Source organism: Cryobacterium sp. TMT1-62, from assembly GCF_004403145.1.
GTDB lineage: Bacteria > Actinomycetota > Actinomycetes > Actinomycetales > Microbacteriaceae > Cryobacterium > Cryobacterium sandaracinum.
The window spans coordinates 86,413-112,143 of record NZ_SOGZ01000004.1 but is presented as its reverse complement, the minus strand read 5'-3'; the positions used below and the strand labels follow the sequence as shown (position 1 = coordinate 112,143).

At 59.8% G+C, this 25,731-nt stretch carries 26 protein-coding genes and 4 pseudogenes; 16 read left to right on the top strand and 14 right to left on the bottom strand.

The features are described 5' to 3' along the window. Nucleotides 1–291 precede the first annotated feature (291 nt). Nucleotides 292–672: an STAS/SEC14 domain-containing protein gene (locus tag E3T34_RS01415; RefSeq protein WP_369827978.1), complete on the bottom strand. Its 381-nt coding sequence runs from the start codon at nucleotides 670–672 to the stop codon at nucleotides 292–294. Between the two features lie 440 nt (nucleotides 673–1,112). Here E3T34_RS01415 and E3T34_RS01410 point away from each other — a divergent pair. Both E3T34_RS01410 and E3T34_RS01405 read left to right on the top strand, forming a co-directional pair. Continuing rightward, nucleotides 1,113–1,424, top strand: a pseudogene (locus tag E3T34_RS01410) (NUDIX domain-containing protein); the annotation flags it as partial. Nucleotides 1,425–1,739: 315 nt separating this feature from the next. Then, on the top strand, nucleotides 1,740–1,922 hold the full coding sequence (locus tag E3T34_RS01405) for a hypothetical protein (protein ID WP_134341923.1): 183 nt from the start codon (nucleotides 1,740–1,742) through the stop codon (nucleotides 1,920–1,922). Nucleotides 1,923–2,000: 78 nt separating this feature from the next. Here the strand turns inward: E3T34_RS01405 and E3T34_RS01400 are convergent, their stop codons facing one another. Further along, nucleotides 2,001–2,873 carry a tyrosine-type recombinase/integrase gene (locus tag E3T34_RS01400; RefSeq protein WP_241977307.1) on the bottom strand — a complete coding sequence of 291 codons (873 nt, stop codon included), beginning with the start codon at nucleotides 2,871–2,873 and terminating at the stop codon, nucleotides 2,001–2,003. A gap of 47 nt (nucleotides 2,874–2,920) precedes the next feature. On the opposite strand from E3T34_RS01400, the gene E3T34_RS16270 reads away from it, so the two are divergent. Together E3T34_RS16270 and E3T34_RS16265 are read left to right on the top strand one after the other, a co-directional pair. Beyond that, on the top strand, nucleotides 2,921–3,070 hold the full coding sequence (locus E3T34_RS16270) for a hypothetical protein (RefSeq protein ID WP_241973162.1): 150 nt from the start codon (nucleotides 2,921–2,923) through the stop codon (nucleotides 3,068–3,070). A 312-nt stretch (nucleotides 3,071–3,382) separates the two neighbouring features. Next, nucleotides 3,383–3,606, top strand: a pseudogene (locus E3T34_RS16265) (IS481 family transposase); the annotation flags it as partial. A 226-nt stretch (nucleotides 3,607–3,832) separates the two neighbouring features. On the opposite strand, the gene E3T34_RS01395 reads toward E3T34_RS16265, so the two are convergent. Beyond that, nucleotides 3,833–4,117, bottom strand: a complete 285-nt coding sequence (locus tag E3T34_RS01395) for a hypothetical protein (RefSeq protein WP_134341922.1) — start codon at nucleotides 4,115–4,117, stop codon at nucleotides 3,833–3,835. 30 nt (nucleotides 4,118–4,147) lie between these two features. Between E3T34_RS01395 and E3T34_RS16260 the strand changes: the two are divergent. Continuing rightward, a pseudogene (locus E3T34_RS16260) lies at nucleotides 4,148–4,289 on the top strand (IS481 family transposase); the annotation flags it as partial. 154 nt (nucleotides 4,290–4,443) lie between these two features. On the opposite strand, the gene E3T34_RS01390 reads toward E3T34_RS16260, so the two are convergent. Next, the gene (locus E3T34_RS01390) at nucleotides 4,444–5,658 is read right to left on the bottom strand and encodes an ROK family protein (protein WP_104100460.1); all 1,215 of its coding nucleotides are present in this window, start codon (nucleotides 5,656–5,658) and stop codon (nucleotides 4,444–4,446) included. Nucleotides 5,659–5,856: 198 nt separating this feature from the next. On the opposite strand from E3T34_RS01390, the gene E3T34_RS01385 reads away from it, so the two are divergent. The 8 genes from E3T34_RS01385 (at nucleotide 5,857) to E3T34_RS01345 (ending at nucleotide 14,509) form a co-directional block, all read left to right on the top strand. Then, complete coding sequence (locus E3T34_RS01385; RefSeq protein WP_134341921.1) at nucleotides 5,857–6,678, top strand: sugar phosphate isomerase/epimerase; 822 nt, start codon at nucleotides 5,857–5,859, stop codon at nucleotides 6,676–6,678. Between the two features lie 52 nt (nucleotides 6,679–6,730). Then, nucleotides 6,731–7,888 (top strand): substrate-binding domain-containing protein, encoded by a 1,158-nt coding sequence (locus E3T34_RS01380; RefSeq protein ID WP_104100458.1) that lies wholly within the window; start codon nucleotides 6,731–6,733, stop codon nucleotides 7,886–7,888. A gap of 135 nt (nucleotides 7,889–8,023) precedes the next feature. Beyond that, nucleotides 8,024–9,214, top strand: a complete 1,191-nt coding sequence (locus E3T34_RS01375; RefSeq protein WP_134341920.1) for a Gfo/Idh/MocA family protein — start codon at nucleotides 8,024–8,026, stop codon at nucleotides 9,212–9,214. 5 nt (nucleotides 9,215–9,219) lie between these two features. Continuing rightward, complete coding sequence (locus E3T34_RS01370) at nucleotides 9,220–10,728, top strand: sugar ABC transporter ATP-binding protein (RefSeq protein WP_198411621.1); 1,509 nt, start codon at nucleotides 9,220–9,222, stop codon at nucleotides 10,726–10,728. Beyond that, nucleotides 10,729–11,703, top strand: a complete 975-nt coding sequence (locus tag E3T34_RS01365) for an ABC transporter permease (protein WP_134341919.1) — start codon at nucleotides 10,729–10,731, stop codon at nucleotides 11,701–11,703. After that, nucleotides 11,703–12,842 (top strand): Gfo/Idh/MocA family protein, encoded by a 1,140-nt coding sequence (locus E3T34_RS01360; RefSeq protein ID WP_134341918.1) that lies wholly within the window; start codon nucleotides 11,703–11,705, stop codon nucleotides 12,840–12,842. The genes E3T34_RS01365 and E3T34_RS01360 overlap by 1 nt, the downstream gene beginning before the upstream one ends. A gap of 28 nt (nucleotides 12,843–12,870) precedes the next feature. Further along, entirely contained in the window at nucleotides 12,871–13,878 is a 1,008-nt protein-coding gene (locus E3T34_RS01355; protein ID WP_134341917.1) for a sugar phosphate isomerase/epimerase, read from the top strand. Nucleotides 13,879–14,368: 490 nt separating this feature from the next. Continuing rightward, nucleotides 14,369–14,509 carry a hypothetical protein gene (locus E3T34_RS01345; protein ID WP_277870373.1) on the top strand — a complete coding sequence of 47 codons (141 nt, stop codon included), beginning with the start codon at nucleotides 14,369–14,371 and terminating at the stop codon, nucleotides 14,507–14,509. A 271-nt stretch (nucleotides 14,510–14,780) separates the two neighbouring features. On the opposite strand, the gene E3T34_RS01340 is transcribed toward E3T34_RS01345, so the two are convergent. The 6 genes and pseudogenes from E3T34_RS01340 to E3T34_RS01315 all read right to left on the bottom strand — a co-directional run bounded on the left by E3T34_RS01340 (nucleotide 14,781) and on the right by E3T34_RS01315 (nucleotide 20,464). Further along, a complete protein-coding gene (locus E3T34_RS01340) occupies nucleotides 14,781–15,650 on the bottom strand; it encodes a PRD domain-containing protein (protein WP_134341916.1) in 870 nt (289 codons plus the stop codon). A 348-nt stretch (nucleotides 15,651–15,998) separates the two neighbouring features. Next, the gene (locus E3T34_RS01335) at nucleotides 15,999–16,469 is read right to left on the bottom strand and encodes a PTS glucose transporter subunit IIA (RefSeq protein WP_134341915.1); all 471 of its coding nucleotides are present in this window, start codon (nucleotides 16,467–16,469) and stop codon (nucleotides 15,999–16,001) included. Between the two features lie 12 nt (nucleotides 16,470–16,481). After that, nucleotides 16,482–18,029: a PTS transporter subunit EIIC gene (locus E3T34_RS01330; RefSeq protein WP_134341914.1), complete on the bottom strand. Its 1,548-nt coding sequence runs from the start codon at nucleotides 18,027–18,029 to the stop codon at nucleotides 16,482–16,484. A 60-nt stretch (nucleotides 18,030–18,089) separates the two neighbouring features. Next, nucleotides 18,090–18,782, bottom strand: a complete 693-nt coding sequence (locus E3T34_RS01325) for an N-acetylmannosamine-6-phosphate 2-epimerase (protein WP_134341913.1) — start codon at nucleotides 18,780–18,782, stop codon at nucleotides 18,090–18,092. 460 nt (nucleotides 18,783–19,242) lie between these two features. Then, a pseudogene (locus tag E3T34_RS16255) lies at nucleotides 19,243–19,383 on the bottom strand (leucine zipper domain-containing protein); the annotation flags it as partial. A gap of 85 nt (nucleotides 19,384–19,468) precedes the next feature. After that, nucleotides 19,469–20,464: a glycoside hydrolase family 26 protein gene (locus tag E3T34_RS01315; protein WP_370327061.1), complete on the bottom strand. Its 996-nt coding sequence runs from the start codon at nucleotides 20,462–20,464 to the stop codon at nucleotides 19,469–19,471. Nucleotides 20,465–20,555: 91 nt separating this feature from the next. On the opposite strand from E3T34_RS01315, the gene E3T34_RS16250 reads away from it, so the two are divergent. The 3 genes from E3T34_RS16250 to tatA all read left to right on the top strand — a co-directional run bounded on the left by E3T34_RS16250 (nucleotide 20,556) and on the right by tatA (nucleotide 21,791). Then, nucleotides 20,556–20,756, top strand: coding sequence for a hypothetical protein (locus E3T34_RS16250; protein WP_241976810.1), 201 nt, complete (start codon nucleotides 20,556–20,558; stop codon nucleotides 20,754–20,756). Between the two features lie 202 nt (nucleotides 20,757–20,958). Continuing rightward, on the top strand, nucleotides 20,959–21,285 hold the full coding sequence (locus E3T34_RS16835) for a fibronectin type III-like domain-contianing protein (protein WP_370327059.1): 327 nt from the start codon (nucleotides 20,959–20,961) through the stop codon (nucleotides 21,283–21,285). 290 nt (nucleotides 21,286–21,575) lie between these two features. Then, the gene (gene tatA, locus E3T34_RS01305) at nucleotides 21,576–21,791 is read left to right on the top strand and encodes a twin-arginine translocase TatA/TatE family subunit (RefSeq protein WP_104100451.1); all 216 of its coding nucleotides are present in this window, start codon (nucleotides 21,576–21,578) and stop codon (nucleotides 21,789–21,791) included. 75 nt (nucleotides 21,792–21,866) lie between these two features. Here the strand turns inward: tatA and nrfD are convergent, their stop codons facing one another. The 4 genes from nrfD to E3T34_RS01285 form a co-directional block, all read right to left on the bottom strand. After that, nucleotides 21,867–23,813, bottom strand: coding sequence for an NrfD/PsrC family molybdoenzyme membrane anchor subunit (gene nrfD, locus E3T34_RS01300; protein WP_134341910.1), 1,947 nt, complete (start codon nucleotides 23,811–23,813; stop codon nucleotides 21,867–21,869). Continuing rightward, a complete protein-coding gene (locus tag E3T34_RS01295) occupies nucleotides 23,810–24,628 on the bottom strand; it encodes a 4Fe-4S dicluster domain-containing protein (protein WP_166785812.1) in 819 nt (272 codons plus the stop codon). The genes nrfD and E3T34_RS01295 overlap by 4 nt, the downstream gene beginning before the upstream one ends. 101 nt (nucleotides 24,629–24,729) lie before the next feature. Next, a complete protein-coding gene (locus E3T34_RS01290) occupies nucleotides 24,730–25,311 on the bottom strand; it encodes a hypothetical protein (protein WP_134341909.1) in 582 nt (193 codons plus the stop codon). 44 nt (nucleotides 25,312–25,355) lie between these two features. After that, nucleotides 25,356–25,700, bottom strand: coding sequence for a cupredoxin domain-containing protein (locus tag E3T34_RS01285; protein WP_233191351.1), 345 nt, complete (start codon nucleotides 25,698–25,700; stop codon nucleotides 25,356–25,358). Nucleotides 25,701–25,731: the final 31 nt, after the last annotated feature.

Sequence of the window (25,731 nt, the reverse complement as noted above, 5' to 3'; positions counted from 1 at the left end):
GAAGTCTGGCCCTTTGCAGACCCCGGCCGAAGAACTGGCAACTGCCCCGGGGTCGCCCTGAATCGATCTGTCACGCGCTGAATCCTGCGGTCACCAGCGACCTCCGATGTGGGCCCACTATCGATACTCCACCAAGAGGAGTACCCACCCGAAGGCGCCTGCCAGCCCGACGGGCGGTCAGTAACCCTGCCGGTTGGCCGAAACGTGTCGGGCACCGCCACCGCCGGTTCCCCGCTCAAAGGACAGACGCCCGGTGTGGCCCTCATCGCGGCAGGCAGCACTTCCCGGCGCTCATGCACGGGCACTAAGCCAGTCCAAGGCCTCGCTGCGCGATGTAAAAAAACGAGTCGGACAAGGCGGGACGTGCACACCGAGGAAGAAGTTCGCCAGGACCCGATCTACAGGCGATTCGCCTAATAGAGCAATGCGTGAGGCGCTGCAGGGAATGGACCAAACAGCCCTGGCCTCACGGCTAACCGAACCGACCGCTGCCATATCGACGAGCATGGGATGCTCTTCCTGCTGGCAGACCTCGTTGACTTTCGCCATCGCGGCCCGAGCGTCCTCGACCTGAACGTGGACCCCGGGCAGCCAGCGCAGATGGAGAAGCCCGCTATCACTCATTTCAATGCTGAGCTTTGCCTCGTTTGCAGCGACCGGATCCACCACCACGTGTCCTCCCCCGAGCACGCCGCCGAACCATTCAGCCGCTCCTCAAAGGTACTCGGGTTCATCGATTTCTCCCGTCACGAGGACGGTGGGTTGCAGGCTGAGAGCGGTTCTTGCCTCTGCAGGCACGGAGGATGCAATGTATTAGCGCGAGTATCCAAATGCCGGGTCCAATACCGATCAGGTATGCAGGTTACTGATCTCACAGCGGCCATGAACGAATTACGACTGAGCGACCTCTCACGGGACATCCGGAGCTCCTACAAGGCAAAAAGCTGGGGCCTGTCTCCCGACGTAACTGTGGGCGGAGTGGCCCCGGGCTGCTCCCCAAGGTTCGCTTTTGTTTATCGCGGGTCAGTTGTTGGTCACGAGGCCAGTTGCAGAATCGAAGGTTACGCCGGCACCGGAGGAGTCGTCGGTGATGCGGATCCGCTTTACGCAGGGAAGTCAAGGAGGAGCTCGGTCTCGAGGTCGACATTGTCGCCGTGGTCGATAGCTATGGTGGCGTCGACTTGACGAACGAGTATCCGAACGGTGACGTCGTGAGCTACGTCACGACCGCCTACCTCTGCCGCCTTGCCGAGGAACTGCCAGTCCTCGAAACGGAAGAGTTGACCGCTGTCGGCTGGTTCTTTCCCCTCCAGATCAAACAGCTCGATCGGTTCGAATGGATAGATCGAGTCATTGACGACATCGGGCCCAGCTTGAACGGGCTCGATTCAGCCCAAACGGTACCCCCTCACGCGATCACCTAGGAGACAGCAGCCTAGACATCACGTTTACCGCGCTCGACCTGCCAGCTGACCACGCTGCACTGATGCAGTTCATGATGTCTAACGAGTTCCCCTTCCACGTGAACGCCAGACCGTCCCGCACGGATCTCGAGCGAAAGACCTCCGAGGGAGCATTTGGCGGCCCCGATCACGCGAGCTTCTGGGTCCAATCGGAATCCGAAGGGCGCGTAGGCCTCGTGATCCTCGAAGACCTCCTCGACGACGCACACGGTGTCGAGAAACTCCACCACTCCGCGGGACGTGACCTAGGGCAATCGAATGCCCGCGAGTCGAGGCGTGGTCGAGATGGAATTCGGTTTTTTGGGTTGGTGGAACTTTTGGGTGGTCGTTCAGGGTTTCCTTGTGGTTGGGATCATCGTGGCTCTGGCGTTCTTTATCCGCTGGGGGCGGCGCAAGAGCGCGATTCTTGAAGCAAACGAATCCACAGAAGGTCAGGGAGGCGCTGGCCACGGAAGGTAGTGGGCGGGAGGTGCCCCGCGTAGGGTTCCCAGAAGGGGAACGAAAAATAGAGAGGGTTTCGGCGTCCGCGACGGCCCTCTATTCCTCGTCTTTCGCGAATGCTCTGTCGAGTAGAGCCGCGGTCGCCGGGTTCACCAGCTCGCTCCGCTGCATATAGTGCTGCACCGTGATCTTCGTGTCCGTGTGGCCGAGCAGCTCCGCGGCGAGTTCGATGTTGGCGTTGGCATTGACTGCAGTCGCAACCGTGCGGCGGAACATGTGCGGGGTCACACCCTCGATCCCGGCTCCCCCGAGCACATGACGCAACTGACGACGCACGTTCGCGGTGGTCAGCGGAGTGCCGTCCGGGGACTGGAACAGCAGCTCATCCAGGCCCATGCTGCCGGCATTGGCAAGCCGCCGGCGGACCGCGTCAGCGGTGAATGTGGGCAGTGCAACGACTCGACGCGACTTTGCGGTCTTGGGATGGTCCTGCCGAAAGGTCTGCTCGCCGTTGCGGCTCACGATCGTACCGGCCAGGCGGATGAGCGGTATAGCGCTTGTGATGTCGACGTCCCGCCGGCGGATGGCCAGCACCTCGCCGATCCAAGCTGAGGTGCCGAGCATCACCTCGATGATCGCACTGAGCTGGCCGTCAGGCTTGGGCCCGGAGATGTGATTGACGGCGCTTTCCCACTGGGCGATCGCCGCGCGGATTACGTTCACCTCCGGGGCCGTGAGCGCATCGAGGATGTGGGGCTCACGGTACAGGCGGGCCACGTGATCCATTGGTATGCTGGAGAGAATCTCATGCCGCACCGCCAACTCAAGCGCCAGCCGCAGAACGACACGACCATGCTCGGCCCGGCTGTGGGAAAGCTTGGCCAGCTGCTTGATGAAGTGATCGCAACGAGCGACGCCAATCTCTCGCAGCGTGAGACAGCGGGACACCGGGAGCACGAGCGTTCGCATGTTGCGCTCTTATAGATTCCGGGTCGTCTTCGACGATTCGATTTTCCATGTCGATGTCCTCGAACCAGTACGTCGCCAAGTCTCCGAACGAGCTGTCCGGCGTCAGCGACGTGTTCGTCGGCTGCTGCAGGTATCTCGTCGTGAGCTTGCTCTTCAGCGATCGCTCAGCAGCCCTGGCGGTGTCGCCGGTGGCCTGAACCTGGCGTGTCTGATCGTCCCAGTCCCGGTGCGCACCGCAATCCCGGAGGATCGGGATGAACCGAAAACGACGTCGGCGCCCCGGATGGGAAGGCCGTTTCAACGGCTCCAGGGAGGAGTAAAAGATGGGTTTGTGATGGGGTAGTCAAATCTCTAACCAAAAAAGTCCCGGAAACCCTTGAGTTTCCGGGACATTTGGTCGGCTGTTTACGAAAGGCAGTGGGGCACGGGTCTCGCAAGATCGCAGAGGGCGTTTTTCTCCACGATTTCTGGATTTTCCTCCACTTAACGAAACCTCTCTATGCCGCCGTGGCGAGATGGGGCATATCGACGTGAAGGAGCTCGGTCGTATCCCCGACGGCGGCGGTTGGCGGGCCCAGCCTGGTCAACCCGCACCAACCACACAGCCGGGCAGGTTCGGGTCAGTTATGACTACGTGCACGCTGTCATCGACGACCACACCCGCCTCGTCTACGCCGAAGTGCACGCCGACGAAACGGGCGTCACGGCTGTCGGCGTTCTCCTCCGCGCTAGCTGTACTGCCCAAGGAGGTTAGTTCAGCGCCTGATGGGCGGCGATCGCGAGAGATGCTTCACCGTCCGCTGCTCTCTTCAGAGCGGTGAAAAGCCGTTTCGGTTGGTCGTCACCGAATGTTTCGGAACCTCGTGGGAGTTTGCAAGGTCTAGATCAGTCGGCATCAGAGCAAAATTATGGGAGCCGAAGATCACCGTTGGCGGTCTTCGCCTCCCACTCGTAAGGGTTCAACCCTTCAGCGCCGTTTCGATCCAGTCGGCTGGAATGATGTCGGAGAATGCGGGAGCATCGTCCACCAACCCTGTTTGGAGGTGGAAGTCGACGGACTTCTCGAAACCGGATTCGGTGGGTTGTGAGCTGGCTGAGACGTGCGCCTGAATGATCGGGATCAGGGCTTCCAGGGTGGCGGGGTCCATGGCCTCTTCGTATAGGGCAAGGAGTCTTTCCACCTCGGCTGAATCGCTCACAATGAGTTGCTCGGCCCGATCGATGGCTCGGAGAAATGCTGCCACGGTTGGACCCTTCTCGTCCAAGACGTCCTGCGCTTCTACGCCTCAGAATCAGCCCGTCGAAACGCACTGCCAGCATGGATCCACGAATACGATCACCACAAAGCCCCACACCGCCATCGGAAAATACCCGTCCATCAGCCGCTTAACTAACGTCTCTGGGCGGTACATCTAGGTCGATGGCCAAGAACGATCCAGATCCATGCGTCGTGCATCTGCAAGTGGATTTCCATGGTCACGTCCTACCAGGTTGTGCAATTCATCGGCAGTGCGCCGGTGATCTTCTTGCAGTGACCACTCCTGGTAAAAACTGCCTGCCGAAGTGCCCGCTATTTGTTTGCAGACTCCAGCGCGGCCGCCATCGCGTCAATGCTCGCGGACGAGAGGGCGAAGTCGATTGCCATGACGCTGGCTCCGATAATGCCGGCGTCGGCACCGGCTCGAGATTGTGCCACGATGAGATGTTCCGTGGCCAGCGGCATCGTGCGCGAATAGACAACTTCGCGAACGCCGGCAAGAAGATGGTCGCCGGCGAAGGCGAGGGAACCCCCGATCGAGATGATGGAGGGATTCAGGACGCTGACGCAGGTGGTGAGGACTTCGCCGATATCGCGGCCCGCCTGTCGAACTGCCTGAATGGCGGCCAATTCGCCAGCCTTTGTGGCGGCCACCACGTCGCTGAGAACAGCGATGGACTTGCCGTTGTATTCGACTCCGGCGAGGGCTAGTCGCTGAGCCAACGCTGGTCCAGCGGCCATAGCCTCCAAACAACCGCTGTTGCCGCAGCGACAGGGCACGTTCTGACCGCGGGCGATTTGCACGTGCCCGATATCTCCTGCGATACCTTCGGCGCCCCGTTGGAGTACGCCGCTGCTGATAATTCCGGAGCCGATCCCCGTGGACGCCTTCAGAAAGATGATGTTCTCCATGTCGGGCCAGGCGAACTTCTGCTCTCCGAGCGCCATGATATTCACGTCGTTATCGACAAGGACGGTCGCTGTGAGATGGTGGTTGACGAAGCCAGGTACATCGAAGTCATCCCACCCTGGCATGATCGGTGGGTTCGAAGGGCGCCCGGTAGAGTGCTCGACGGGGCCGGGGAGACCGATTCCGATGGCGATCAGATCCGCTTCTTTGAGGCGGAGAGATGCGAGTTCTGAGCGAATTGTCCTAACCATCCAGCCGAGGCATGTTTCAGGACCATCCGCAATGATGATTTTTGACGATGTTCGGCCGAGGATCTCGCCTGCCAGATCTGTCAGAGCCAGGCTCGCTTGCGTTGCCCCAAAGTCCACGGCCGCAATCACACGGGCTTTGGGGTTGAGGGCTACTTGGGCTGAGGGTCGACCACCGGTAGAAACGGCATCATTGACAGGTGCAATGAGGCCCAGATCAAGCAAAGTGTCGATGCGGAGCTGGATGGTCGATCGAGCCAAGCCCGTCATTGTCACCAATTCGGCCTTTGTTCGTGGCTGCCCATCTCGTAGGAGCTGAAAAAGGGCTGCGGCACTGAAGCCGTTGAATTTGATTTGAATCTCAGCCATCCCCGAATTTTACTGGCGCCGGACGCAACGATCTGCCCCTGATCTGGTTGTTATCGACAGTAGTTGATAACAGGTAGGTAACGTTATGTTGATTTTCGACAGAAGACCATCGTTCACTGTCATTATCGATCCACACACAGAATCACCATGAGATCAATGCCACAGGGCAGTGGAGCTTTACTTATGAAAGGCACATCGATGAAGATTGGCTACTCGACCATTACATGGGGCGGGGTCGTAGGGCATCCCTCCGGCGTCACGGCTGTGAAAGACCTCTTTTATCGTGCGAACGGCGATACCCTCGAAGCGATCTCGGACATCTCATCCGCTGGTTATCAGGGGACAGAGGTGTTCGACGGAGATCTCGCCGAATATGCGGATCGGCCAGACGTGCTGATTGATGCTTTCAAGAAGGCCAAGCTTGAGCTCGTTGCCGTCTACACCGGCGCCAACTTCATTTATGACGACATCCTCGAAGATGAGCTTCACAAAATCTCCCAGTCGGCCAAGCTCGCCTCGGAGTTCGGCGCCACCAGGCTGGTTGTGGGCGGTGGCGCCAAGCGCGCTCGAGGCGAGCAGCCAGACGATATGGCCAAGCTGGGTCGTGCCCTTGACCAGGTTGTGGAGATCGCCGCCTCCTTTGGTCTGGACTGCACCTACCATCCTCACCTCGGAACCATCGTTGAGGGGCCGGACGCCCTCGAACGGCTGATGGGTCTGTCCACAATCAAGTTCTGTCCCGATACCGCCCACCTGACTGCTGGTGGCGGAAATCCGGTTGAACTGATCGAAAAATACGCCGACCGTCTGGCCCACGTACACCTCAAGGACTACAAATACGCCACCGGTGATTTTCTTCCCCTTGGACAGGGAGACATCGATATTCCTGGCGTGATTGCAGCAGTTCGATCAGCTGGCTACGACAGCTGGCTCATGGTCGAACTGGATTCATACGATGGCGACCCCACCGACGCCGCCGTCATCAGTAAGCGGTACCTCGATGACGTTCTTGCCCACTAGCAACACGCTTCGAGACTAATCCCCCCTCTCCCACAAAAAGAAAGCTATTTCAATGAAGAAATCAATTGCAGCGCTTGCCCTCGGCACAGCGTTGATGCTTGGTCTTGGAGCATGCTCAACAGCAGCCACCGGAACCGCGAGCAGTGAAAACGCTGATGTGTCGGCGCAGGTAGACGCGGCACTGTCCGAATTGTCAGGACAGGTGTTGAGTGTTGGTCCGAACGGCGAAAAACCCGCGGGTTTCGATGCAACGACGCTGACCGATGACGAAGTTGCCAAGGTCAAGACCGGAAACTTCAAGGTCGCGATTGTTATGCACTACGCCGGAAACGACTGGTCCACTGCACAGGTGGAAGGGCTCGAGTCAGAATTCACTCGCCTGGGCATGGAAGTCGTTGCAGTGACAGACGCCAACTTCAAACCCGAGCAGCAGGTCTCTGACCTGGAGACCGTACTCGCGTTGAAACCCGACCTGATCGTGTCTATTCCCACCGACCCGGTGGCAACCGCTTCCGCGTACGCACAGGCTCGCGACGCAGGCGTGAAGCTCGTCTTCATGGACAACGTTCCTGCTGGTTTTGTCGGCGGCAAGGATTACGTTTCGGTTGTCTCCGCCGACAATAAAGGCAACGGTGTCGTATCAGCTCACCTTTTGGCCAAAGCTCTCGGCGGCCAAGGCGAGATCGGTCTCGTCTTCCACGACGCGGAGTTCTTCGTGACAGCACAGCGCTACGAGGGTTTCAAAGAAACGATTGCCTTGTACCCCGGCATCACCATTGTTGAAGAGAAGGGTATCGGCGGCCCCGACTTCGCTGGCGACGCGCAGGCAGCCACCACCGCCTTGCTGACCAAGTACCCGAACCTCGCCGGAATCTGGGGAGTTTGGGACGTTCCTGCCGAAGGCATCATGGCCGCTGCCCGTGAGTCCGGTCGCCCGGACCTGAAGATTGCAACCGAAGACCTCGGAACCAACGTTGCTATTGCTCTGGCCAAGGACGAGCTCATCGTAGGCCTGGGCGCTCAGCGCCCCTATGACCAGGGTGTAGCGGAGGCTCGTCTTGGCGCAGCGGCACTCATCGGCAAGGCAGACATTCCGAACTTCGTTGCCCTCGGCGCCCTCCCGGTGACGCACGAGAACGTCCTCGAATCGTGGAAGACGGTTTACCAGGTCGAAGCACCTGATTCGATCTCGAGCGCTTACACGAAATAAAACGCACTTCCAACCGTGGGACCGGCAGCAGACATTTCATCTTTTGCTGCCGGCCCCACGGACTTCACGCTTTGCCCGAAACAGCTAGGTTGCAGCCTTTCCAAAGCTTTCGCCTAAAACGACAAGGAATTCACAATGAAGAGAATCAATGTTGGCCTCATCGGCGGCGGATTCATGGGCAAGGCCCACTCGCTGGCTTATTCGGCTGTCCCCATGTTTTACTGGCCCACCGACATCATGCCGGTCAAACACAGCATCGCGGAGGCCACGGATGACCTGGCTTCAGACGCTGCGGCGCGCTTCGGTTTTCAGAAGTCCACAAGTGACTGGCGCTCCATCATCGATGACCCGGAGATTGACCTCGTTGACATCGCAACCCCTAATAATCTTCACGCGGAGATCGCCATCGCCGCTCTCGAAGCCGGTAAGCACGTCATCTGCGAGAAGCCACTGGCCCGCACAGTGGAAGAATCAGAGAGAATGTACGAAGCCTCGCGCGGAAGCGATCGCGTCCACATGGTGGCCTTCAACTACCGCCGAACCCCCGCTGTCGCTCTGGCGAAACGATATATTGACGAAGGCGCCATTGGGCGCATCCTGAACCTTCGTGCGACGTACTTACAGGACTGGTCGGCCGACCCAAACTCTCCTCTGTCGTGGCGTTTCAAGAAGTCAATTGCCGGTTCAGGCGCTGTGGGCGACATCCTGACCCACGTGCTTGACATGGCTCGTTACCTCGCAGGTGAGATCACCGAAGTGAGCAGTCTGACGGCCAACATCATCACGGAACGCCCCTTGCAGCAGGCTGGTGCCGACTCGCTCGGGAATTCCAAAACCGATGGCGGACCAATGGGATCCGTTGATGTAGAAGACGAGGTCTTGTCGCTTGTGAAGTTCGCCAGCGGAGCCATCGGTTCCGTAGAAGCAACGCGTAATGCCTGGGGTCGCAACAACTTCATCACCCTCGAAATCCATGGTTCGGAGGGGTCCATCGTCTTCAACTACGAGAACAGGGACGAACTTCAGGTCTGTTTCAAGAGCGATGAAAACGATCGTCGCGGATTCCGCACGGTATACACCGGCCCCAACCACCCCAGTGGCGCCAATCTATGGCCCATCCCTGCGTTGGGTATCGGTTATGGCGAAACGAAGATCATCGAAGCCCATGACCTCTTCACCGCTATTGCAGGTGGTGACCCTGTTCGCCCCGACTTCGGCGATGGCTACCAGGTTGCTTTGGTCGATCACGCCATTCTCACCTCGGCAGCGTCCGGGCAGTGGGTTAAGGTTCCTCAGCTCAACCGCGAGACCGGAAGGGTCGAATAAACCAGATGTCCACGACTCCTGTGCTCGCAGTTGAGATGTCCGGCATCACCAAGGCCTTCAGCGGAGTTCCTGTTCTTCGCGAGGTCGATTTTGAACTGGTCACTGGTGAAGTGCACGCTCTCGCTGGTGAAAATGGTGCGGGCAAGTCGACTCTCATGAAGATACTGCAGGGCGTGTATCAGCGTGACAGCGGCGAGGTGAGGGTTGCGGGTGAGACAGTCTCCTTGACCGACACCTTCGCTGCGCGGGCTGCAGGCATCGGTATGGTTTTTCAGGAGTTCAGCCTCATCCCCACCCTCACCGTCTGGGAAAACGTCTTCCTGACGGCTGAACCCATGGGCAAATTCGGTCTCATCAATGATTCACTCGCCCGTGAGAAAGCGCACGCCATTTTCGTGGACATGGGTGTCAGCGTCGACGTCACGAGCCTGCTCGAGAATCTGCCCACGGCGCTCTGGCAGCTCACCGAAATCGCCAAAGCTTTGGCCCAGAACGCCCGTGTGCTCATCATGGATGAGCCCACGGCATCGCTGGCCAAGCACGAGACGAATGCGCTCTTCGAACTCATCGAGCGACTCCAGGCCCGTGGAATCTCCATCATTTACATTTCACACCGCATGGATGAGGTTTACCGGGTTGCCGATCGCATCACCGTGCTTCGTGACGGCAAGAAAGCTCTGACCGCAAAACTCTCCGATGTCTCTCCGGCGCAGATTGTCGCGGCCATTGTTGGACGAGAAATGTCCGGAATCATGGCCTACGAAGACCGCAGCGCGAAGATCAGCACGGATGCCGTGATGACCGTGACCGGTTTGGCTTCCGGCAAACGTCTGTCAAATGTCACTTTCGACTTGCACCGCGGAGAAATTCTCGGTCTGGCAGGTCTCATGGGCAGCGGTCGCACGGAACTCGTGAACACGTTGTTCGGAATCGATCGGGCCTCCGCTGGAACCATCACGATCAATGGACAGACCGTATCCATTCGCAATCCAGGGCACGCGATCTCCCTCGGGCTCGCACTCATCCCCGAAGATCGCCGAGCTCAGGGTCTGGTGCTCGAGCACTCCGTGCAGGAAAACATCACCCTTCCTCTTCTCGACGAACTCAAGAGTGGTCCGCTCCTGCGTTCCTCCAAGATAGCCATACGAGCACAAGAGATCATTGGCAAGTTTTCCATCAAGGTCGCCGACCAAACAATGGATGTCTCGAGGCTCTCAGGTGGAAACCAGCAGAAGGTCGTGATCGGAAAATGGCTCGGCACTGATCCAGACATCCTCATGATGGATGAGCCCACGGCTGGCGTAGACATCGGTACCAAGAAGGAGATCTTGGCCATGGTTCGCCAGATTGCCGACGACGGCAAGGCCGTCATCATCATTTCGTCCGAACTTCCGGAACTGCTATCGGTGAGCGACCGCATCCTCGTTCTCCAAGATGGCGAAGTGGTTCGCGATCTTTCGCGGGCCGAGATCCCATCTGAAGAATTCCTTCAACTCGCTGTGCAAGGAGCATAAATGTCTACGCTGACTACGCAAATGACCCGCAGTTTTCGAATTGTTCAGCGCTTTGACTGGCGTCAGAACATTATTTATGTCGGTTTTGTAGTGGTGTTTATCCTCTTCGCCGTACTCCTGGGCGACAGCGGTTTCACGAGTGCCAACAACCTCCTGAACATTGCGCGCCAGACGGCCACCATTTCGATCATGGCCGTGGCCATGACATTCGTGATCGCCACCGCCGAAATCGACCTCAGTATCGGGTCTGTCGCGGGTCTGTCCTCCGTGGTTTCTGCCCTGGCCGTGTCTTCCTATGGACTGGTACCGGGCATTCTCGCCGGCCTCCTGGTCGGACTCGTTGTCGGTGCTGTCAACGGCGGACTCGTGGCATGGCTCAAGGTCCCGTCTTTTCTCGTGACCTTGGGAATGCTCGGCCTCATTGTGGGCGTGGCTCGCTGGATCACGGCTTCTGCACCGGTGCCGATCGCCGATGCCACGTTCATCCAGATCTTCGGTGGCGGTAATGTCGGCGCGATTCCTTCCCTTCTGATTTGGGCCGTGGTCGTTGTGGCCATTGGCGCGGTCGTCATGAACAAGACGAAATTCGGCCGCCAAGTTCGGGCTACGGGTGGGAATACTCAGGCAGCCATGTTTACTGGAGTCAACACCGCCCGGATCAAATTCTACGTTTTACTCCTCTCCGGGCTCGTGGCCGCCATCGCAGGCATGCTCTACGCGGGTCGACTTCAGTCGGGACGCTTCCAGTGGGGAACCGGTGATGAACTCTCAGTCATCGCTGCTGTGATTCTTGGGGGAACGTCCCTCTTCGGCGGCCGCGGTGCAATCATTGGATCACTCTTCGGTGCGCTTTTCATCGGCCTGGTCAACAACGGTTTGATCCTCGCCGGCCTTGAAGTGAGTCAGCAGCAGGTCGTTCGTGGCGCCATCATCATTGTCGCCGTCGCCCTGTCGAGCAAAAAGGCCTCAAGCTGATGCAGCCCCGACTCCGAGCCGGTATCCTCGGCGGTGGTTTCATGGCAGAAGTACATGCCCGGGCAATCCGGGCAGCCGGCTCCGAGGTTGTACTGATCGCGAGCTCTTCGCCCGACAGCTCCGCTCGCGCTGCGGCTCGGTTGGGTATCCACGGTATCGCTCCAAACGCCCGCGCCTTGATCGAGTCCGATGCGGTGGATGTCATTCATGTCTGCACACCGAATGCGTTTCATTCTGAGCAGGCAGGGCTGGCTCTTCTAGCCGGAAAACCTGTCGTGTGCGAGAAACCGTTGGCGACGCGGGTGTCAGACGCGGAAGACCTGGTGAGCCGCGCCAGGATCTCTGTAACACCGACTGCCGTTCCGTTCATCTACCGTTATTACCCTGCGGTTCGTGAAATTCGGTCGCGCATCTCACACGGTTCGGCCGGAGAGATGCACCTGCTCCACGGCTCGTATCTCCAGGATTGGCTCGCACTGCCCACAACCACAAACTGGCGGGTCGATGAGAAGGTCGGCGGCTCATCGCGTGCCTTTGCTGACATCGGCGTTCATTGGTGCGACCTGATGGAGTTCGTGACAGGGCACCGCATCACCAGACTCGTCTCAGCGCTCTCGCGATCACATCCTGAACGCGGGTCGACCGAAGATGCCGCATCCATCTTGTTTGAGACAGATCGCGGCGCATCCGGCACGCTCATCGCCAGTCAGATTACCCATGGGCGCAAGAACCGGCTCCACTTTTCCTTTGATGGGGAATTGGAATCATACCGATGGAACCAGGAGCACCCGGGAAAGTTCACGGCTTCGAACCAGAGTAGTGAAAGCACAATCTACTCTGGCTCCGCAGAGCTGTCCGCCCTGTCGTCCCAGCGTCTGGCACATCTTCCTGCCGGGCATCCGAAGGGATATCAAGATGCTTTCAACGCTTTTACAGCGGATGCCTATGCTTCATTTCAGGACCAGAATGTCGATGGCCTTCCCACGTTTGTCGACGGTTTACGGGCTGCGATCATCACAGATGCAGTGTTGACTTCCGCACAGTCCGGCCGATGGGTCGACGTCGTGGGTCCTACTGATGGAACTACTGCTGTGACGAACAACAGCCTCAGCGTCCTCGACGCAGCCCTAACTCAGTAGATTCATACTGACCACGAAGGAGGAACACATGTCTCGACCCGTCACCCTTTTCACCGGTCAGTGGGCCGACCTGCCGCTTGAGCAGGTCGCGAAGTATGCAGCCGAGTGGGGCTACGACGGCCTGGAAATCGCCTGTTCAGGCGAACACCTCGACGTATGGCGTGCCGCCGAAGATGATGCCTACCTTCAGGAACGCCTCGATATTCTCAAGCGCCACAACCTCAAACTCTTTGCAATTTCGAACCATCTCAAGGGCCAGGCCGTCTGCGATGATCCCATCGATTTTCGCCATCAGGCCATCGTTGGTTCGCGAGTATGGGGAGACGGTGAAGCCGAGGGCGTTCGCCAGCGCGCCGCCCAGGAGCTCAAACTCACCGGCATCGCCGCTCGCAGGCTTGGCGTCGACACCGTGGTGGGTTTTACGGGCTCAAAAATATGGCCGTACGTTGCCATGTTCCCGCCGGTACCGGAGCATGTCATCGAGGCGGGTTATGAAGATTTCGCGGACCGATGGAATCCGATTATGGATGTCTTTGATGACAATGGTGTGCGGTTTGCCCTTGAAGTTCACCCAAGCGAAATTGCCTACGACTGGTATACGACGGAGAAGACGCTTGAAGCCATCGGACACCGTCCGGCGTTTGGCCTGAACTGGGACCCTTCACATTTGATGTGGCAGGACATCGACCCTGCGGCGTTCATACATAACTTTGCCGATCGGATTTATCACGTGGATTGCAAGGACACCACTTTGCTGCTGAAGGACGGCCGTCGCGGGCGGCTTTCATCGCATTTACCGTGGGGCGACCCGAAACGCTCATGGGACTTCGTCTCGGCGGGTCACGGCAGCGTGGATTGGGAAGCCAGTTTCCGCGCCCTGAACACGATCGGCTATACCGGTCCCATCTCCATCGAATGGGAGGACTCCGGTATGGACCGACTTCGCGGTGCCCCGGAAGCGCTCGCTTTCATTCGGGCACTACTCTGGACGCCAGCGGCGACTTCGTTTGACGCGGTGTTCAGCAACCAGGACTGATGGGGCAGTCCCGCACAAAGTCGCTGAGAGCTATGACATCAATCACATGCCGGGTTGAACCGTCCCTGGTTTCCTGCCAACGCGTTGCTGGCGTAAACAGCTGTCCACTGACTTGTTGATCTGAGTACTCAGCCCCGGCTCATGGGGTCCCCGATAAGACCGGTTACATCAGCCCGGCCGAAACCCACCAGTCCGGCCGAGCGGCACTCCCCCACTCATTCAGAGTGCGGCAACCGATGCGTCCTCCACGAACCAGACGTGTCGGATCTTTGCATCGTCGCTTCTCGGTGTAAGGCTAGCGCTGCGAACTTTAAATGTCGTGGGCACGCTCACTGAATTACCGAAGATCAGTGCGTGCTGTTTTGGCAGAGACGGCAGGCGGCTGAGCACCACTTCGGATATGAAAGGAGTCATTCGTCGGACGTGCTGGAGGTCTTCCGGGTTCTGGATCCGGTGCACCACGAAGTTAGAGCACTGCGAAAGTACCGTTTTGGAGATTTGGGACTGGCACCAGCGCCTCGGGTCCGGTGTTCACGCGGACGCAATCATGGACCGGATCATCCACAACACCATCTGGGTCGAGACCGGCACCTACAACATGAGGGAGCACACCGCACTGGCCACCGCCTAATCGATGACGGAGGCCGTCAGTGGTTCCCAACCACACCACCATTGGCGCGCTCCCGCACGATCGGTGGTGCTCAACCGCACGATTAGGTGGTGCTCACCGCCTCAAATACTCAAGAGCGCCTGACCCGTGTCACGTGTCGGTCTTCGGGCGTCACTGGTCATATGAGGGCTTCATGCTCATCCGCCTCTTTTCATTCCTTTTGGCGCACGACCAGGATTCTTGGCTGCGCTACAGCCAAAAGCCTGCGGCGTCGGAAATCACGCAAAGTTATTTATGGCTCTTTCATTTCGGCGTATAGGCGTCCCGTGTGGAGGGCGAGGTATGAGATTTCATCGATGGAGACTACTCGGTGAATCGCATCGCCAATCAATTGGGCGATGTCGATTGCGGCCTCCACGGCTTCCGGGTAAAGCTGCCGTACCGCTGCAAGCAAATCCTGATGGGAGCTGTGAAGCTGTTCGTCGGCGGCGGCTCGGGCGAACACGTAGCGCAGATGCGTCACAAATCTAGCGGCACTGCTCGCGTTCTCGTCGATGGGCTGACCCCACCGCTCCGCCAGGCGAAGAAATACTCGGGCAATAGTCTCGGTCATGACGACGGTCCTTGAAAAGTCACCCTTCGTCCACTGCTGATTGACGAAGTGCAGGGCGAAGGCCACCCACTCATCGTCCTGCAGTCGGACCCCAAGTCGTTCGGACACCAAGGTCACCACCTGACGCCCCAAGGCTGCTTCGGACGGGTAGAGCTGGGCCACCTCCCAACGGAGCGGGAAATCGATGCGAATTCCTTCTATAGCCCGACGCACTGCGAAGGTGAGGTGGTCCAGGACCGGGATCATCAGAGATTGTCGCGGTTCGAGGCCGAGTGTTGCATGACCCAGTTCAGTGATTGTCTGGGCCAAGGCGATTTGGTCCAGGGGTGCCTCACTCAGCAGCCCGGCGACCTGGGCTGCGCGGTAGGCCCCGTCAGCTACGAAGCGCTGATTGGCCAAGGAGGTGTCGATGGTCTCTCCTGGACGGCGCTGAAATCCGATACCTTTGCCCAGTAACACGACCTCCATCGTGTCGGACTCTATGGCGAGAACCACATTGTTGTTGTAAACCCGTTTGATGCTCGCTTGCGTGGATGGCTTCACTTCCATCGGGTGCGCTCCTGAAAATGTTGGCAGTCTCGTTTGTGGTGGCGAGTCTCCTCGTCGTGCTCGTTTCGTTTCTGTCCCGCAGTCTTCGCTGGACTCAGGACTTCATGAATAGACAGATGCAATTGAGGCACCGAATCCTGGCATAGGGCCGTGATGGGCCCGTTTGCCCAAAAACGCGGCTTTTCACGTCGGCGCAGATTCACGTTTGCCGTTGGGGGAGAAAAACCGGTCGACAGACCTAAGACCGTTTCTGGATCGCGTTCGCCGGCCGACCTGGCAATCATGGGCGCCGCAAGGCAACCCTCATCTGCGGGCGATTCGCGGGCGTTTCCTTCCATGATTACCTTTTTACTTCCGCCGGACCGTGATCACGGACTCACCATTGGCCTCAAGGTCTGGCGAGCTCATGGCAAATTTGGCACCGTTCATCAAAACGACGGGGGTGACCATCGAGGGCACCTTCATCTTGATGTCGTCGAGGTCGCAACTGATGATGACGTCCCCGCGAGCAACCCGCTCGCCAACCTTCCGATGTCCGATTAGCCCTTCTCCTTTGAGAGTGACGGTGTCGATTCCGATATGGACCAGGACCTCCGCCCCGGCGTCGGTGCGGACAGCGAAGGCATGCCGTGTCTCCGCCATCAGGACAAGTTCGCCATCCACCGGGCTGCGGAACGATCCGTTGGTCGGCTCGATGGCGAAACCGTCACCGACGGAGCGCCGTGCGAAGACAGGGTCCGGGACTTCGTCCAGAGAAACGATTCGCCCTGCGACCGGACTGTAGACGGACTCGCCCCTTTTCTTGAATGGGTTCTGCATCGTCGTGCTCCTTCAGTCGTCGAGGCCGAGGCTCTCATTGATAGCGTTCTTGTACAAGATGGCTTTGCCGCCGTAGACCGCCTGAACGCCGCCCTGGACTTCAAAGACATCCGTGGCGCCGAGCCTGCGCAACGCGGTCTTGTCAACCTTGGCGGGGTCCTTCACGGATACGCGTAAGCGTGTAATGCAGGCGTCGACCTCTTCAAGGTTGGCGGCACCGCCAAGTGCTTCCAAGACCTTTGCGGCTTCCGTTTGAACTGCGCTTTGGCCGGTGAGGTCGCCGATCATAGCCGGGACGAGGGCGGCGCCTTCCGGGGCAGCCGGTTCTGCATCCCTGGCGATAGTGTCCTCCAAGTGTCCGGGAGTGCCGATTCGGAACCGTTTGATCGCGAAGCGGAAGGAGAAGTAGTACAGGGCGAACCAGACCACGCCAATAGGTAACACGAGCAACCAGTTGGTCCGTTCGTTGCCCTGCAGCACGCCAAAGAGCATGAAATCGATCACTCCGCCGGAGAAAGTGTTTCCAATACTGATGTTCAGGATGTCAGCGATGAAGAAGGATGCACCGTCGAGCACGGCATGGAACACGTACAGCGCCGGTGCGACGAACAAGAACATGAACTCGATGGGCTCAGTGATGCCCGTGATGAATGAGGTCAGAGCCACGGAGAGAAAGAGGCCCGTGTACTTGGCGCGACGGCCCTTGGGGATGCAGTGCCACATTGCCAGGCAGGCTCCCGGAAGGCCGAACATCATGGTCGCGAAACGGCCGGCGAAGTAGCGGGTGCCTTCGGTGAACATTCCGACGTGATTGGGATCGGCCAGCTGGGCGAAGAATATCTTCTGTGCGCCGTCAACCGACACTCCGTTGACGATCTCGGTTCCACCCAGAGACGTGAACCAGAACATGGGGTAGATCATGTGATGCAAGCCAACAGCTCCGCTGAGACGCAACAAGAACCCGTAGAAGAACGTTCCTATCGGCCCAAGGCCCGCGATCGCCGTGCCGGCGCTGACCATTACCTGCTGGATGGGTGGCCATGCGAGGAAGAAAAAGATTCCCACGAAGATCGCTGCGAACGCAGTCACGATCGGCACGAAACGGGATCCACCGAAGAAACCAAGGACGGCCGGCAATTCGATATTGCGGTAGCGGTTGTGCAGCCATACGGCCGTTGCGCCGATGACCAGAGCGCCGACTACGCCTGTATCTACAGGCTCGGCGCCAGGCTTGAAGATGTCCAGCATCGCCTTGATGGTGGCGGTCATCACCAGGTAGCCCACGATGCCGGCCAAGGCCGCGGTGCCCTTGTCGCGCTTCGCCAAGCCGATGCAGAGCCCAATAGACAGCAGAAGAGCAAGATTAGTGAAGACCGTCGCCCCGGCGGCGGACATAACGCCGAAGATTCCCTGCAGGATCGCGTTGTCCAATCCCGGGTATGCCTTGACAGTATTCGGGTTAGACAGGGCGCCGCCGATGCCGAGCAGGAGGCCGGCGGCTGGAAGGATGGCGATCGGTAGCATAAATGCTTTTCCGACCTTCTGGAGTTGCTTAAACACTGTTGCTCCTTTCATTTCGGGCACGACGACTCCGTCGTGGGTGAAGGGAAGGGCGATCGCTTACGCGAGAGCCGTTACGAAGTCCGTGGTAATTTCCAGTGGCCGGGTAATTGCACCGCCGACCACCACGCAGAAGGCACCCAGATCGATCATCTGGCGGGCCTGCAGCGGAGTGCGGATCCGGCCCTCAGCGATGACTGGCACGGCAGTCCTGGCCACCAACTGTTCGACCAGCGAAAAGTTCGGACCGGGGGCCCCTTGGGATTGGGGCGTATACCCGCTTAGCGTGGTCCCCACGAAATCGACACCAGACTCGGCCGCGGCCAAGCCTTCCTTGAGGGTGGCGACATCTGCCATAAGGACAAGATTCGGGAATGCGGCCCGGATCTGAGCAATGAAGCCAGCCGGGCTGAGTTTGTCCACACGCTCACGGAGAGTGCAATCCACTGCCACGATATCTGCGCCCACGGCCACAAGAGCTTGCACCTGAGTCATCGTGGCGGTGATATATGGCTCGTACGGCAGGTACTGGTGCTTTATGAGACCGATCACAGGAAGCCCAACAGCCGCCTTGATTTCGAGGACGTCACGCGCGGAGTTGCACCGGATCCCGACTGCCCCTCCCTGCTCAGCGGCCATCGCGAAGAGCGGCATCACGCCGCCTCCGGCAGCGAACAGGGGTTCGCCTGGAAGCGCTTGGCAGGACACAATGAGACCGCCACGGAGGCGGTCTATAAGACGGGGATTAGTCATGGATATTCCTCGGACCCTAGAAGACGTATTTGCCCATGCGCATAACCGCACATGAAGTTACGTCTCAGGTTTTGCCGAAAGTAACAATCCCGATGACATACGCGAAAATTCGCGTTGATCTAAAGCATACATCTGCCACGCCGATTTCGGTTGGACAGTATCTAAAGACCCGAGCGAATTGTGACAAAAGGTCGATGCTATCGGGTCACCTTAAGCGCAGGTCTATGCCGGGGCTTGACCGAGGCGCCGATCGCACGTCTCGTCACGCTGTGGCAAGTTCTTACCCCGCCCGAGTGCGATCCGCGAAGTTGCCTTGTAACCCTAGGGATACGAGAAGTCTCACGCCCATGTCTTGGATCCCTCCGCGTTCGCCGGAATTTAGCGGCGCGCCGATTCTCATAACTACGTCCCGGACAACTTGGCGGCCGGGCCAGCGTCGCCTTTGGTGCGGTATCGGTGTAATCCACCGGTGGGAGTACTGCCGCGAGATGCCGAGTTCCTTCGCAACATGAGTCACTGGCTGGCCTTTACCGATGACGCGCTGAACGAGCACAGCCCTTCCGTGATGGTTCAATCGGTCATTAGCGTGGGACGAGAGCACTTCCTTGTTCGTGGCGACTTTGACATCTTCGTCAGAACCAGGGGTTCTTCCTATTTCAGCGGTCGGCTGTCACCAACCTGGCGGCTCAATTCACCGAGCGCGCCGCCAATGCCTTGGTGAGGGAGCTTGTGGAGGTTGTGGAGCTGTTGATGCGCCAGTCGGTCTCCTTGAGGAAGTGGAACCAGACGAAACCGGTGACGTCGGGTTGCTTCGCCAGGTAGGCCACCAAGGCGGTGTTCCACTTCGACTTCGACCCGCCGGCCTCGGCGGACGAGGTTTCGGCGATAATGATCTGCTTCCCGGGCGCCAGTGCGCGCAGTTGGCCGAGCCCGGTGTCGAAGAGGGCCGCTGGTGCCTGCCAGGTGCTCCAGGCCGCCGACGTACCCCAGTTGTACCCGTCCAGCGCAACGACGTCGACGTACGCGGCGCCGGGGTAAAGGCCGGCCAGCGGGGTCGAACCGGTGAACGGGATGTTCGGGCTCCAGACCCAGGACACGTTGGTGGCTCCGGCTGCGGCGACGACGTCGTGCACGTGGCGCCAGGCCGCGGCGTAGTCGCCCGGGGCGTTGCCGTTAACGCTATCCGCCCAGGGATACCAGTTGCCGTTCATCTCATGGCCGTAGCGAAGCATCACCGGCTGCCCCCAGGCGGCCAGGGCCTGGCCCCACTGGGTGAGGTAGGTGTCGTAGGTGCCGTCAGTGACGCGAGTAGAAGAGTAGGCCGGCTGGCTTAGCCCGCCGCCCCAAACCCAGGGTTCCCAGGTGATTAGGCTCGTGGCTCCGCGCGCCCGCACGGAGTCGAGTTCGGCGATCGACAAGGCCTGGTTGAAGTCTTTGTACGACATCACGATCGAGGGGCTCTCGTTTACGAGAGTGGCGACCGCGTCCAGTTCGGAATTCGCCAGGGCGCCGCCCGGGGTGGCCACCCCGAAACGTAGACGGGACGCGCTGATCGGGGCGCTCGTTTTAATGGCCTGCTGGGTGAGGGTGGTGGCGGCTGCCGGGTCCACCGCGGTGGAGACGGGGGCGAAGCTGACGATGAAGGACGCGCTGGCCGTCACGGTGCCTACTGTTGCCGTCACCGGCAGGATGCTGGTTGTGGTGTTGGGAACCGTCAGATCGGCGCTGAAGGTTCCGTTCGCCCAGGTTTGAACCGCAAGACGGGTAGTTCCCATGGTCACCGTGCCCGCGGTGTTTCGCGGAAATCCGCGTCCGCTGGCGGTGAGTGTGGAGCCGGCCGGGCCGGTATTCGGGCTCAATGAGAGAGTGGTGGCACTCGACGCGGCTGACGCGCTGGGGGCGGCAGCCATGCCGGTGGATCCGGCCAGGATGGTAAGTAACACGACCGAAACCGCGACCGCGGATCGGATGTGACGGTGTGCGCGCATGGAAGCTCCCGGGTGGGGAGATTCACTCGGATACCACGGCACAATGCCGCAGTGAAAATCTCTTGTGTCGTCAGAGTAGGGCATCAAGGGGGCCCGCGGAATCGGTGGGGTCTGCTGGCCGCAAATAAAAAAACGTCGGTCCGCATGTACTTCAGGCCAGCACGTTGGGGTACCCAGGAGGTGGTGGCGTGCGAGGAGAGTCGCGCCGTGCCTGCTGGCGGATCCGGCTCGCCCGGGAACATCTCACTCCTGCGGGACACCAAGGAGCAGAGCCTGGTCACCTGCAACAAATCGCCCCTTTCACCCGAGTGCACCTCCACGCGGGCGAGAGCGAGGCCGTTCAACTCGCCCTCGAACCGCGGAGCTGTACCCACTGGGATGAGAACGCCGCGGCGTTGCGCATTGTCGGCGGTACTTACACCGTCACAGTCGGCATCATCGGGGCCGGCGGCTGGACCAAGGAGGCCACATTCCCGCTGAGAAGACTGAATCAGCTCGACTTGTCCCCGTCTTGAGCCGGAGCCAGGAAAGCGCCGACCAGCTCGCTGAAGAATTAAAAGTTTCGAATGCTTTCGGCGGCTACAACGACCTCATTGCTCACCCGAATATCGACTCGTCGTCGTCCCCACTCCGGGTCCGCAACGCAGAGTGCTAAATTACTTAGTAGGTCATCGCTAGTTCGGATGCGTTCAACGACGTTTAGCGTCGCGATTGAGCGGCCGCGGAGATTTCGGATTGACGTTGTCCACCTCCCCCTTGATGGGGGCGGTATCGACACCCCTACCGAATCACAGATCGGACCCGCATGTTCAGCAACCTAACCGGATGGCATTCCCTGATCATCCTTGCAATCGTCGTGCTTCTCTTCGGCTCGTCCAAACTTCCCGCCCTTGCTCGCAGCCTTGGGCAGTCGACAAAGATTTTGAAGAGCGAAATGCAGAGTACGACCCCCGCCGAATCAGGCCTCGATGCCCCGGTGGCCGCTACACCCGAGTCACCGGAGCCTGCCCCCCGTCTCTGAGACGGTGCCAAAGGGCAGACAAGGAACGCCCGCGATATTGTCGCGGACGTTCCTTTTTTCGTAGCTGGTCCGGGGTCAGCCGGAGATGACCTTCCCGCCCTCGCTGCCCTGCGTGTCCTGGTTGAGCTGGGCGTCGGTACAGACCCGTCGGACCTTTACAACCTGCACGGTCAACGTCAACCAGATGGCGGCGACGATGGTGAAGATCGCTATGACCGTGACCTTTCCCGTCGTGACAAAGGGTTTGGGTTCGGCCGGATGGTATGCCGACTGGCCCACCGTGACATTCACGGTTACCGAGTCTGTGATCGGTTGCTCGCCCATAGACGGTGTGTAGTGGGCGAAGAATTCCTGCGGCCCGGCCTCTGACGGCCGGTAGAGGTGGTCAGAGTCTCCGCCCAGGGTCAGGACGGCGACGCCCGTGGTATCGGTGGCGATTGTGCCCAGGGGAAGGAGCCGTTCCCCCAGTGCGCTCGTCGTCGTGAGGAATTCGACATCCCCCTGGGACATGGGTCGACCGTCCGGATCGGTGAGGGTCGCGGTGAGCCGCACTAGGCCGGTCGCTTCCACCCCGGTCAGGGCGATGGATGCCGTGTCTGACGTCGTGTCCGCCTGAGCGGGAGCCGCAGCCCCGACTGCCGCCCCACCCATTAGCCCCACGAGCAGGACGACGATACCCACGGATCGGGCCATCCGCCCGTTACCATCGACCTTTTGCCCGGATTCTGCTTTCCGGACAGTCCCATTTGCGGCGTCGATCTCCTCGATCTCGTCGATGGACAACAGGGGCACCACCCGGAAGAGCAGCATGAGCAGCAGCGGAACGGCGGCCGCTGCGGCGAGGGTCATGGCCACTCCGACCCATGTGATTCGAAAGTCGCCGAAGGTTCCGGTCATGTTGTCGAATGTGGCCGGAGCAACGACCATGAGCATCCGTTTCAGCCACATTGCCGGAACGACGAGGGCCGCCGCTGTGACGATGCCCCACACATTCCTGGTCCAGGGCAACGCCATGATCACGATCGGCAGTACGCCCCCGACGATAACGAATAGCCAAAACCAGACGGCCAGGCGGCCGAGCAGGAGCTCGTGAAACACTGCGAGGGTGTCTGGTTCACCGATGTACGCGCCAGGCAGGAGATCCGCAAAGGTCATATAGAGGTAGGTCGCGGAGAAAGTGACCAGCAGCATCCCGAGACGGACGAAGTGTCTTGGGGTGATAAACGCCTCCAGGTGGTAGCCACGACGGAATGACGCGACGACAAGAATGACCAGCGCTACGCCCGAGTAGAGTGCTGCGACGACGAAGTACGGCGCCCAGATGCTTTCATTCCACCAGGGGCGGTTGGTTAGTGTGAAGGCCCATGACAGCACGGAATGCACCGACACCGCCAAGGGAATGATCATGATCGACACCAGTCCAAGTGACCGGTTCAGCACCCTCCGTTGTACAGGGTTACCCACCCAGCCGCGAGATAGGACTCTGTACAAGCCGGCTCTGAACCGGCCGAGCCGGTGCGGGCCCTCACCATGCAGGATGGCCATGTCCGGCACGAGTGGCAACAGGAAGAACACCAGGGATGCGGCGGTATAGGTCATCACGGCGATAAAGTCCCAGAACACTGGGGCCGCGAAGTTTGGTTGGGTCAACAGCTCCCAGACGCGCTCCGGGCGTCCCAGGTGCGGGATGATGAGTGCCGTGCCCACAAGCACAGTTACTACTGCGGTGCCCTCGGCAAGCCGGGTTAGCGGTGCACGCCAGTCGGCGCCGGTGAGGCGCAGGATCGCGGAAACTACCGCTCCGCCGTAACTGACCCCAATGAATGTGATCACGTCGGCGATGTAGATGCCCCAGAACGCCTGATCGTTGTAGCCGGCGACGCCCATCCCAAACACAAGCTGTACGATCCAGGCGACGACACCGGCCAGGACCACAATGCCGAGGGCGGTGATCGCGTACCAGTAGCGGCGGCTGGGGGTCCCGAATGGGCGAAGCGCTGCGGCCCGGACCGGGTTGCTCACGAGAGGTCCTGTCCGTGGCCGCGAATGTAGTAAACCCGCGGGTTGGTCCCGAGTTCCTCCTTGAATCGCACGGCGTCGTTCTCTTTGAGAAATTCGGAGAGTACCTTGACGTCACCGAGGCCATTCACGGCGACGTCGGTGATCAGGTCGCCGACATACATGACACCCATTGGGCAGCCGGTCACGCACGCGGGTAGTTCACCGTACGGCAGTCGGTCTGCGCATAGAACGCACTTGCCGACTGTTCCCTTCTGTTGGGGCACCGGCATTTGCGGCGTCGGAGGGAATGGCATCATGGTGACTGGTTTTGGTTCGTTCCAGTTGAAGTAGCGCGCCTCGTAGGGGCAGGCCGCCATGCAGGCCCGGGAGCCGACGCAGGTGTTCGGGTCGACGAGGACGAGCCCTTCGTCAGTGCGGAAGGTGGCGCTCACCGGGCAGACCGACAGGCACGGCGGGTTCTCACACATCATGCACGGCCGTGGCATCGGATAGGTGCCCCCTGTGCTGTCCTCCATCGAATACACCTTTATCCAGGTCTGCTCCTCCGGTAGCTTGTGCCGCTGTTGACAGGCGATTGTGCACGCTTTGCAGCCGTCGCAGCTTCGGAGGTCGATGACCATGCACCACGCGTGCTCCGGTCCTTTCCCCTTCTTTCCATTCGTTCCTCCCTGCCCGGTTGTCGCCTCCGCGTCGTCGTTGAGGAACCCGAGGGCTATGGCACTTCCGCCGGCTGCCGCGATCCCGAGGGTGGCGAGGAGGTTGCGACGGCTGAGAGTGTGCGACTTGCCTTCCGTGCCGACGCCGGTTTTTCTCACCCGGTTGTCGCCTGCCTCGACTGGCTCGTCTGCTTTATTAGACATTCGAATGTCCTGCCAAACTGCTTGGTGTTCGTGAGTGGAACGGGTGAGCGCTGCGTTCAGCGCTCGGAGACACGCCGTGGGATGCGTCGTGGGATAGTCGGGGCGAACGTCACCAGTGCGGCGGCGGCCGCGATCAGCGCGAGAGCCGATCCGGGAATGCCCCACATTGTGAAGTTCATAACCACGGTCGGGCCCACGACCAGTGGGGTGAAAGAGTCGATGGTCATCGGTGCGGAACCATCCAGGTTGTGTCCCATCTGCCAGAGGCGGAACTGCACATCGGCCAGCGCCCCGACAGGTATAAGCCACAATCCGGTGCAGGCGAGACGTCGCCACCAGGCTCTGTCCGCCGCTGTCGCAATGATTACTCCCAGCACAGCGAGCAGGATCACAAACGGCCACAGCGTCATCTCGGGCATCCCCGTAGCGTCGAAGCGCGGCATCCCGATGTAATGCGAGAGCACCGTGATCTCACTCAGGTCGCCACTGACGCTGTTGCCGTACGCTTTGATGTCGAGGCCGGCTGGGTATTGGGGGGCGAGGAACCTCATTTGCCAGATCGGCAATGTGGCAGCGACGAGTACCAAAGCGATCCCGGCGGCACCGGCAACGCTCCGCGCGATTCCGATTCGCGTCACCGAACCTCGCCGGAAAAAGCGGGCGAAACCTTCGGTTTTTGCCGTCATGAGACCGTCAGCGTTCCTTCCATTCCGCCTGACCGATGCCCGGGTATCGAGCAGTACACCGCGTATGTGCCCGGTGCGAGGGTGACGTCTGCCTCGACGGTTTCACCGGCATCAGCCATGAGATGCACATGCAACTCATCGATCAAGAGGTCATGCCCTGTCGTTCCCTTGTTCGTGAAGCGGATCGTCGTTTCGCCCGCGACCGCAGTGAGGGCGGCCGGCGTAAAGGAGAACTCCTTGCCGACCACGGCAAGCACCGCGGTGGACGAGCTGGACGAGGACGTCGCCGACCGGTCAGGCTGAGCCCCGCCGGTGCTGCATGCCGTCGCCAGCAGGACCACGGTCAAGAACAACGATGCAAGGCCCGCGCGT